General features: G+C 43.9%; 8 protein-coding genes. 4 read left to right on the forward strand and 4 right to left on the reverse strand.

Features of this window, described 5'->3' with window-relative positions; translation table 11 throughout:
- Together B2310_RS10355 and B2310_RS10360 are read left to right on the forward strand one after the other, a co-directional pair.
- A partial coding sequence (locus tag B2310_RS10355; RefSeq protein ID WP_290731205.1) for a transketolase C-terminal domain-containing protein occupies positions 1–1,026 on the forward strand: 1,026 nt, incomplete at its 5' end.
- Positions 1,027–1,209: 183 nt separating this feature from the next.
- Positions 1,210–2,505: an ATP-binding protein gene (locus B2310_RS10360; RefSeq protein WP_290731207.1), complete on the forward strand. Its 1,296-nt coding sequence runs from the start codon at positions 1,210–1,212 to the stop codon at positions 2,503–2,505.
- Positions 2,506–2,573: 68 nt separating this feature from the next.
- Here B2310_RS10360 and B2310_RS10365 read toward each other — a convergent pair whose 3' ends face one another.
- The 4 genes from B2310_RS10365 to B2310_RS10380 all read right to left on the reverse strand — a co-directional run bounded on the left by B2310_RS10365 (position 2,574) and on the right by B2310_RS10380 (position 7,293).
- A complete protein-coding gene (locus B2310_RS10365) occupies positions 2,574–3,830 on the reverse strand; it encodes a B12-binding domain-containing radical SAM protein (RefSeq protein ID WP_290731210.1) in 1,257 nt (418 codons plus the stop codon).
- A 21-nt stretch (positions 3,831–3,851) separates the two neighbouring features.
- On the reverse strand, positions 3,852–4,478 hold the full coding sequence (locus tag B2310_RS10370; RefSeq protein WP_290731214.1) for a hypothetical protein: 627 nt from the start codon (positions 4,476–4,478) through the stop codon (positions 3,852–3,854).
- A gap of 25 nt (positions 4,479–4,503) precedes the next feature.
- Positions 4,504–4,746 carry a hypothetical protein gene (locus B2310_RS10375; protein ID WP_290731217.1) on the reverse strand — a complete coding sequence of 81 codons (243 nt, stop codon included), beginning with the start codon at positions 4,744–4,746 and terminating at the stop codon, positions 4,504–4,506.
- A 186-nt stretch (positions 4,747–4,932) separates the two neighbouring features.
- Positions 4,933–7,293, reverse strand: coding sequence for a hypothetical protein (locus tag B2310_RS10380; RefSeq protein ID WP_290731220.1), 2,361 nt, complete (start codon positions 7,291–7,293; stop codon positions 4,933–4,935).
- A 746-nt stretch (positions 7,294–8,039) separates the two neighbouring features.
- On the opposite strand from B2310_RS10380, the gene B2310_RS10385 reads away from it, so the two are divergent.
- Positions 8,040–9,716 (forward strand): AAA family ATPase, encoded by a 1,677-nt coding sequence (locus B2310_RS10385; RefSeq protein WP_290731223.1) that lies wholly within the window; start codon positions 8,040–8,042, stop codon positions 9,714–9,716.
- A 6-nt stretch (positions 9,717–9,722) separates the two neighbouring features.
- The coding region (locus B2310_RS13405) for a DnaJ domain-containing protein (RefSeq protein WP_414655109.1) at positions 9,723–9,955 on the forward strand (233 nt) is incomplete at its 3' end.

The raw sequence follows: 9,955 nt of genomic DNA on the forward strand, positions 1-9,955 counted from the left end.
ACGCTCAAGGGCAAGGGCTACAGCTTCGCCGAAAACGCGAAGGAAGGATTCCACTGGGCAGCACCGTTTGATATCCCCACCGGCGTGGTGAACTGGGGCAACGGTGAATCGTACGGCAACATTCTCGGCGACTACCTGATGAAAAAAATCAAAGCCGACCCGAAAGTCGTCGTAATCCATTCCGCGGTGCCCGCAGGTATCGGATTCTTTGCCGACCGCCGTAAAGAAGCGGGCAAGCAATTCATTGACGTGGGCATCGCCGAAGAACACGCCGTCGCACTCGCCTCCGGACTTGCCAAAGGCGGCGCAAAGCCCGTGTACAGCACGCACAGCACGTTTATCCAGCGCACCTACGACCAGCTCTCGCAAGACCTGTGTGCGAACAACAACCCGGCCACACTGCTCATTACCATGTCCGGCGCCGACGGCATGAACGATACCACACACCTCTGCATTTTCGACATCCCGATGATGAGCAACATCCCGAACCTGGTGTATCTTTGCCCCACCTGCGTAGAAGAGGCCATTGCCATGATGGATTACGCGATTGACCAGACGGAACACCCGATGGCCATCCGCATCCCGAACGGGGTCGTGCACAGGAACGTCGCGTTCGACAAGGATTACTCCAAGTTGAATACATACAAAGTAGACAAGCGCGGAAGCAAGGTTGCGCTCATCGGTCTCGGGAGCTATTACGCCCTCGCTGAAGAAGCCGCAGCAGAACTTGCGAAGTCGGGAATCGACGCGACGATTGTCAACCCGCGATTTGCAACAGGTGTAGATTGCGAAGTGTTGAACGGATTGAGCGCCGACCATCAAGTTGTCGTGACACTCGAAAACGGCGTGATTGACGGCGGTTTTGGCGAGAAGATTGCCCGCTTCTACGGCAACAGCGACATGCGCGTACTCGTGAAAGGCCTCAAGAAGGAATTCTACGACAAGGTCCCTTACGGTGAGCTCATGGAAAGGAACCGCCTCACGCCCAGGCAGATTGCGGAAGATGTGCTGGCGGTGGTGAGGTAGTTGAGATCTTAAGGACATAAAATTACGGAGATGTGAAGTGCCACTTCATATCTCCGTAAAAAAGTGGCCAAATTTCGCAAATTTCGGCATTCATCTAAAAAAATGTCCGTTCATGTCAGTTATTCATCTAAAAAAGTGTCGAATTTATCAATTTATTCGTCCGAAAAAATGTATATTTAAGGTATGGAACGACTGCTTTACAGAGATTTGTTGGTGTGGAAGGCCTCTAAACACCGAAAACCGCTTATCTTGAACGGGGCGCGTCAGGTTGGAAAAACCTGGCTTCTCAAGGAATTTGGACAGCGTGAATACGGATCTGTCGCCTATATCAACTGTGAAAAAGCAGTAAATCTAGATGATGTTTTTGAAAATTTTGACACCAAGCGCCTGGTGCGTTCACTTTCGGCGCTTTCTGGAGTGGACATTCGGCCCGAAAAAACTCTGATTATATTGGACGAAATCCAGGAGTTTCCTAGAGCGCTGACAAGCCTCAAGTATTTTTGTGAAGATGCTCCTGAATATCACGTTGTCGTTGCCGGTTCCTTGCTCGGTATCGCGCTCCATGCAGGAATATCTTTCCCTGTAGGCAAGGTAGATTTTTTAAGGCTCTATCCCCTAACATTTGAAGAGTTCCTGCTAGCGAACAAAAAGGAAATCGCTGTAGAAGTTCTGAACAAAAAGGACTGGGAGACGCTTAAATCGCTTTCGACGATGTTCGTGGAACTTTTGCGTCAATACTATTATGTAGGCGGGATGCCTGCCGTAGTGTCCGCATTCCTTGAAGGGAGCGGCCCTGCAGAAGTCCGTAAATTACAAAAGCAAATTCTTGCTGATTACGAGAATGATTTTTCAAAACACTCTCCTCCGCACGAACACGCGAGAATCAAAATGATTTGGGATTCCATTCCGCGCCAGTTGTCGAAAGAGAACAAGAAATTTCTATATAGCGAATTGAAAAAAGGCGAACGAGCATCCAAATATGAACTAGCATTGCAATGGCTTTTAGATGCGGGCCTCGTGTACAAAATCCAGCGTGTAAACAAAGTGCAAATGCCTCTCCGCTTTTACGAAGAACCAACCATTTATAAACTATTCATGCTAGATGTTGGGTTATTGGGAGCACAAATGGATGTGAGTGCCGAAAAGGTGCTTATCGGAGAAAAAATCTTTTCGGAGTATAGCGGCGCCTTTGCCGAGGAATACGTCTTGACTCAGCTTATGGCAATGGAGAAATTTGTTCGTTATTACTCTACAAACGATTCCCAAGTGGAACTGGATTTTGTTGTGCAGACAAATGACCGCGTCATTCCTGTTGAAGTCAAGGCCGAAGAAAACGTTCGTTCAAAATCGCTGAGAACCTTTATTGAACGCAATAGTGATTTAGTGGGACTCCGCTTCTCAATGAAACCCTACATAAACCAGCAATGGATGGAGAATGTTCCGCTATTTGCCGTGCAGGGATATTTTAAGGATAATTAGGAATATCGCAAAACTCCCCGAGCGTGGAGCCGGGGAGAGGTTCACTTGGTCGTTAGGAAAATATCATTCTAGATGGTTTCCGCGAGCTTCTGCATCTTCTCGAAATCGTGGGTGGGATTGTCGACCACTTCGGGGATGCCGAAAGCGTCCTCTTTCAGGGTGAGGCCGTACTGCCCGATATCTTCGGCAAGTTTCGTACCTGCGTAGACCTGCAGGGGGAACGCCCCCACCTTCCCGACACCGTAGCTCTTGACAATCCCGATATCGCGAGCGAAGGAACTGTAGGTCTGCAGCGGAAGCCCGTAAATCAGGGTGACCATAGTCGCGATACCAAGTTCCCTGCAACAGTCCAGCTTTTTGCGAAGCTGGGCTTCGGTCTTGCTGCCACCACGCTGGATAGTCTTCAGCACGTTCGGATCAAGGCTCTGCACGCCTATCTCGAAAATCACGTTCGGGTTCTGCGACGCCTCTTCCATAAAGTGGTCCATCAGCAGTTCCGGGCGAATCTGCAGCGTGACCTTTCCGGAAAAACCGACCTTGCGGATAAGCTTCAGGTACTGTTCCCCGAGCCCCTCGTGATCGTTGAAGAGCGGGTCCAGAACGTTCAGCTTTTTCACCCCGCGTTCCTTGAACAACTTGAGCTCGTCGAGATGGCGCTCGTAATTGTCGATGCGGTACACCTTGCCCGAATGCGTATCGCGATGCTTGCAGAAGGAACAGCGGAAAAGGCAACCGCGGCGGGTTTCGGCACGCACGGTATCGATACCGCCATCAAGGGAGATGGCCCCCGAAAGGTAGGGCGACTCGAGTTCCCCGAACCTGGGCAAGTCTATCACGTGGGCAACGCCCTGGTTGATATAGCGGCGCAAGTTCGCGAATATCTTTTCGCCATAACTGAGCGTGAACATATCCGCGAACGGAAAGCGTCTGCGGAGTACCTCTTCACTCCCGAAAATGGAGGCTCCCCCTAGCATGATGAAGATGTCCGGGCCACGCCGACGAAGTTCTGCGCCGGCGAGCGCGACCATTCTCTCGCACCAACCGAAAACGCTGAATGCGACCACGTTGTACCCGCCGATGAGCGCCCTGGTGACAATCTCGTCCGCAGCGAGACCCCAGTCGATATCGAAGTCGCCGTTCGCCTTTTGAAAACGGTTCAGGTCGCTGGTGAACACGTCGAGCGTGTCGCCTGCATTGGCCGGGCTGTTCCGGAACGCGGAGACAAGGCAGCTTGCGCCATAGGCGTCGCGCGGCTCGTTTTTGCGGCAGAAATTGCTACTCACGAGCATCACGCGAAGCGGTGTGTGAAAGAATGGGTGTACCATGGGGGCCTCCGTTTTTTACTATCATGGTCTACTCAACCAGATTTTTCCCAATGGGTCTTCGGAACCCAAGCCATCAACACGGAAAAAGAAATCGTTATCAACAAGAATGGGCTTGTATTCCAATTCCCACTTAGTCACCTCACTTTGATCATTCCAGTAAATAACTGGGTCTTCTTCCGCTTTAAGGCTATACCATCGCCTTTTATTGAGATTGTATAGAACGCTAAGATCAAACACATGGTTGGAGCGATAGGTGAGCCAAACATGGCAATCCAAAGATTTTTCGTACACTCGCCCCTCTTCTATAATTTTCTGAAGGCTTTCCGTGCTGACCTTATACATCCACTCACCCCTAAACGCAACATCCCCAATAGTCAGGCTTACCTCATCCTCCGCGTAATTCGCCTGCAATATGGCAGTCATCATAGCGCTGCAAGACACATTGTGGCACGCACTTTCTGGCGCGCCACGAGTATACAACCAGCTCATTAAAAATTGGTGCGTAAACTCATGAAAATCACGGCTATTTTGATGAGCCCGCTCCAATCCGAATCCTGCCAAGTCTTGATAGCGTACCCTAGCCTGCTCAGCAGGCACAAATTTGGCCCTATTCTGAAAAGCCTGAAGAAAATCGTCTCTATATGACATAATTACTCCTTTTTAAAATTGAGGTTTAGGCGATGATGACGCCGGTCTGGACGAGGAATGCGCGAAGGTAGCGGTTGTAATCGCGACGAAAGTTCGCAAAGGCGCGCGGGTCACTCGGTGTGCAGGGGATGATGAAGAACTTGGTCGCCCCGTCGGCCGTATGCCGTAGAATAGGGTGCTTCGAGTGGCGAGCAAGCGTCCAACGTCCGCTTTTCAGCATCGCGTTGCACATTTCGTTGATTTTGGAGTCGTTGGAGAGGTTTGACATAGTTTAGGGTCCTTTTTTGAAAAATGTGAATTCAGCGGGTATTTCCACGCTTTATTGCCGAATATTGTTAATTCGAATCCGGATAGCACCGGTAGAAAGTTCGCGATTTTTTTGAACACAAAAAAATGGCGAATTCATTCAAATTTCGCCATTTTCCCTCAAAAGGAAGGATGTAAAAGATGTCAGTTATTTAAGGGATGATAGATAATCCACCACGGGTTTACATATTTTAGGAGACTGTAGTACGGCAAATTTCAAGTATGGCTCCACGTCAAAATTCCCTTTGCTTTTTACATGCTCTACCATCATCTTTACCCCTTCTAGCCACCCATCGACTATTGCATGATGCAAAGCGTTAAATTCCGGTTCAAAATTTATGGAAGTCCCATCAATCATCACAAGCGGATCGGCATGATTGTCTAAAAGCAATTGCAGAATAGATAGCAACTTTGATTCTGGCAATTTTTCCTTAATATACCGATGTTCCCAGTACATCTGCAAATTTTGATTAAAAGACATAAGGGGATTGTCTAATTCTTCTTGAAGAGCGGCACGATTCTCACGGAAATTTTTGATATTATTCGGGGAAGCTGCATTCCAACTTTTTGCAATCAGATCTGGATCTGCCAGCGAGAATTCTTCGAAATTCATCGTGGGTCTATTAATGAGAATATACTTTAATTGTTCCACTTGTTCAATGTAATGATATAATCGTGATACCCAGAAAATAGGAGTTCTTGGTTGAATTTCTGCAATTTCATTTATCCATTTACCTGTATCTTTTTCACCACGATATTTTTTATATAGTTCAATTACTGAAGATATGATATTTATGTCCCCAGTACATATGGCTACGTTCAGAATGGTTCGACGGTATAAAGTAGGTTGCTGGAATGTAGAAAGAGGCCAATTCCCTTTAGGTTCTTGATAATGCGGTAGCAATATTTCAAAAATTTTATACGCATCTTTATGCTGTTCTTCTGCACATTCGACAAAAGCTTTATACCCGTTTTCCAAATCCTCATTGAAATCGTTGAATTTTAAAACCTTGAAATATGCTTCCTTTCGAGCATACACGTAATCATTTAATTTTGGATTATCAAATAATAATTTTGATTCGGGCGGGCACATGGTGGTCCGGCCATCATTAAGGTGCGCAGTTAAATCAAGATTGATTAGATTCCAATACAAAGCGGATTCGTTACTTGGCATAGAAGCATCAATTTTAGCTCCTTTTTTCAATAAATTACACACAATGTTAGGTTCATTAAGTTGCGTATAAAAGATCAACTGGGGACAATTAACCACATCGCCGAATGTCACTCTTTTTTGATTTACTTTTTTATAATCCGGTTCCGGGAAAGGGAACTGCTCTTTTTTTTGCCTATCATAATACTTCTGTGCCGCACTCCATTCTTTAAACCTGCGGCAATATTTGTTAATAACAATTTCTTCAGCTTCTTTTTTTTCAAGTTCAAGCTGGTTGCCGTCAATTTCAAAAATAGATCCGAGATTATAGATTCTTTTGAAAAGACCTTTTAATGACGTTTTTTCATTTTTATCCTTTATTACGGTATAATTGTAAACAACAAAGCTGAGAATAAGGGAAAACCATCCTCCATTATCATTGGCGCTTATGTAAAAAATTAGCGGGACTATTTTTTTTACTATTGCCATAGCATCGTTATATCGATGCTGGTAAATAAGGTGCTTGATTTCTATTTGTGCAATAAATGGATATTCGTCAAATGAGTATTTTTCTTTGGCTTTTTCTATGCGCTCGGTATTATCTGTAAGTGAATAGGGCATTTTTGGACCAACAACCAAGTTGTCTATATCTTCCAACTCGTCATCATTTTTTTCTCTTTGGTCTAAATATTCTTTAGAGGCAAATTGCTTCTCATCATGGGGATATTTTTTTGACATGGATTGGAAAAACCACAATACAAGAATCTTATTGCGATTCGCTTTTATGGGCGAATTTTCGACAAGTGCCACATGTTGAAGAAAACGTTCTAGAGCCCCAATTGTCGGAACGCCTCCATCTAGCCAGTCGTATAAGTTATCTAAATACTCTGAATTATCCCCTTCCGGCATTTCAACGTTATAATAAAACCCATTCTTTTCTCCAACAAGTTCTTTTAAAAAATCTTTAAAACCTGTTGTTCTTGAATAACCTTCTAGAGGACTTTTATCTTTGTTAAAGTATTCTTTGAGATTAAAGCGCCTTACAAATAATGTTAACAACATAACATGTAAATAACTATTTTTACTCATTATGTTCATTCTAGGTTGCTTAATAACATTGATATACAACATCATCACTAAATCATAACGCAATTTCATAGAAGATAGGTAATTAACGATATCTTTCTTTGAAATGACTACTCGGCCCAACTGACTATCTGTAATGCGCTTTTTTTCTTCCTCGGAAGGTTTTTCGGGGATACAATGTCCAAGAGCCAAAAGAAATTCTTCTAGCGTCGGATAACGGGAGTCTATTGCTAGACTATTTTCAAGGAAATTATTGTAATCTTGCAATGCCATAACGGCAATATAATCTTTTTATACAACAATAGCATATAAAAAAAGAGCGGCGGTTCTATTCGAACCCCGCCCACGATATATCTCGCGCCATCAGGTAACACAACTTTTGTGCCGTTCAATGACAATTTGTTTTATAAGGCGCCCATCGTTTTGCTCCTTAAAAGCATGTCTCCATGCATTTCAAGGCCATTCACTCGACGAGCGCCCAAAACAAAAAGCCATTTCCGAATGACTATTGGACTTTTACGCAAAACAGCTCCAAGCCCAGCGCCCAACACAGGAGCGACTAATCATTATGATTTGATAGTATGAATATATAAACAAAATGTTTGCCAGTCAAGCCCCTAGGCCAAAAAACGGCTTTTTTCATTTCCCGTAAAAATCGCTTCTTGGGCCCCTAGGCAGAAAAATCCTCGAGCGTAGAGCCGGGGAGAGGCGCCTAGTCATTAGGGACTACCTGCCCTTAGGCGGGTTGCCGCCGCGACCACCACCAGACTTGCCTCCTGTAGTAGAAGGCCAACCAGCGCCTTTCGGATTGATGGGTGGTTGCCCCTTATGCTTTGACATACGCTTTACCTCCTTTGCGCAAAATGAGGAACCATACCTCCAATATATACTTTTTTCAGCACATCATATAGCCACATATCACATTTAAGAAAAAAAATCTCCGTTTCTATTTCTTTCTAGTTATATTAATAAAAGGATATTTATGTAATCAACAAACAAATGGTTATAAAAGGACTGCAATGACACCAATCGTACTCAAAAAAGAACAGATTTCTCAATTGATTCAAGAAATCTCTGTAGGCCTGCAAGAACGTGACGAGATAGTGGCGCTAGCCTTGCTTGCGATATTGTCCGGGCAATCTGTATTTTTATACGGCCCTCCTGGAACTGCTAAGAGTTTAATCGCCCGACGCTTGAGCCTTGCATTTAAGGAGTCTAAATATTTTGAATATCTAATGAACCGTTTTAGTACTCCTGAAGAAGTTTTTGGGCCAGTAAGCATCAAGGAACTTAAAGAAGACCGCTATATTCGCAAAACCACGGGTTACCTTCCCGAAGCCGACATCGCATTTCTAGACGAAATCTGGAAGAGCAGTCCTGCCATTCTAAACACCCTATTGACCATCATCAACGAACGAAAGTTCCGTAACGGAGACAAGGTGATAGATGTCCCACTAAAAGGTATTGTGGCTGCCAGTAACGAAATCCCTGCAGAGAATCAAGGGTTAGAAGCTTTGTACGACCGATTTATCATGCGATTGGTCGTTAACCCCATGGTATGGCGTCGTAACTTTGAAGCAGTACTAAATGATATTCCCACGGAAGCGGTAGTTCCTGTTGATGAAACCTTGACTTTTGATGCTCAGAAGTGGAATGAAGCCCTAACAAATCTCAACAATGTTACAATATCCAAGGAAACCCTAAACATAATCCATGCGATTCGCCAAAAGATTGATGAGTACAACAAAAAAGAAGCAAACAAATCTAGTCCTATTTATATCTCTGACCGACGCTGGCAGAAAATGGCTAGAATTCTAAAGATGGCCGCATACCTTTGCGATAGGAGCGAAGTCAAGCCGGTTGATGCGCTCATCTTAAAAGATTGCCTATGGACAAAAGTGGATAACAAGGACGCCCTCTCGAAGATGGTGCGTGATTCCGTGCGTGAATTCTGCCTTTTCAATTCTGAAAAATTTGAAAAATGGGCGGATGACTACAAAACACTTAAGCAGGAGATCGACGACACCTTTTTCCATAATAGTGATGTTTATGATGACACTATAGAGTATAAAGGTGTAAAATATTTTAAATCTGAATTGCGCATTCCATATTTGACAAGAAAAATGACGAGAAATACATATGGTTGGGATGAAAATAAAGATGTAATTGAGCACTACAAAAAACAAATTTACCTTCCTTTTAAGTATTTTAAAACTAAAAACGAATTCATCCCGTTAGACGGCGCCTTTAATGAGCTTTCTATATACAGGGATCCAAATCATAATTACAGTTACGCAGAGACTACGATTCAATGCAATTTTAATGGTTCGGCTACATGTAGCATTGAATATACTTATAAGGAAAGTGATTCTTATTATGCGAGTTCTAAAACCGAAAAGGAAAAAATTGTTATAAAACCATCGTATAAAGTTGGAGACTGCAAAAAGGTAGCTCCAAAAATCAAGAAAATGTATCGGGAAAATGTTGATGAACTGATGAAAAAGTATGACGATATCGAAAAAGAAATAAATGATTTTTACTCAAATCTTGCCCAGGAAAACGATACGCCATTTGTCTCTAAGAAAGACCAAACTATTGTAACAGCCGTTGTTGCCGATTTCCAAAAACAAATGCGTGTTGAACGAATGAATGCCGAACAGCTTACAATAAAGTTGAATCAACATATAGACCCGTAGCACGATATGTCCAAATTCTCGGGATCGCCATATTCGATATACGCAACTCTTCAGGTTTCTGAAAAGGCTTCTGTGGATGAAATCAAAAAATCCTATCAAGCCTTAGCGAAGCAATTCCACCCCGATAAAAACGGTGGCGATGATACGCATTTCAAGGAAATCCAGGAAGCATATGAGATTCTTTCGAATACGGAGCAAAAACGTCTGTACGACGACTATTGCGAAAGGGAAATCAACAG

The sequence above is a fragment of the Fibrobacter sp. UBA3629 genome, from assembly GCF_002374005.1.
Lineage (GTDB): Bacteria > Fibrobacterota > Fibrobacteria > Fibrobacterales > Fibrobacteraceae > Fibrobacter.

Bases quoted from the DNA above. Each gene is read 5' to 3' on its own strand.
- B2310_RS10365 (WP_290731210.1), bottom strand. From the start codon at position 3,830: ATGGTACACCCATTCTTTCACACACCGCTTCGCGTGATGCTCGTGAGT.
- B2310_RS10380 (WP_290731220.1), bottom strand. From the start codon at position 7,293: ATGGCATTGCAAGATTACAATAATTTCCTTGAAAATAGTCTAGCAATA.
- B2310_RS10385 (WP_290731223.1), top strand. From the start codon at position 8,040: ATGACACCAATCGTACTCAAAAAAGAACAGATTTCTCAATTGATTCAA.
- B2310_RS10370 (WP_290731214.1), bottom strand. From the start codon at position 4,478: ATGTCATATAGAGACGATTTTCTTCAGGCTTTTCAGAATAGGGCCAAA.
- B2310_RS10375 (WP_290731217.1), bottom strand. From the start codon at position 4,746: ATGTCAAACCTCTCCAACGACTCCAAAATCAACGAAATGTGCAACGCG.
- B2310_RS10360 (WP_290731207.1), top strand. From the start codon at position 1,210: ATGGAACGACTGCTTTACAGAGATTTGTTGGTGTGGAAGGCCTCTAAA.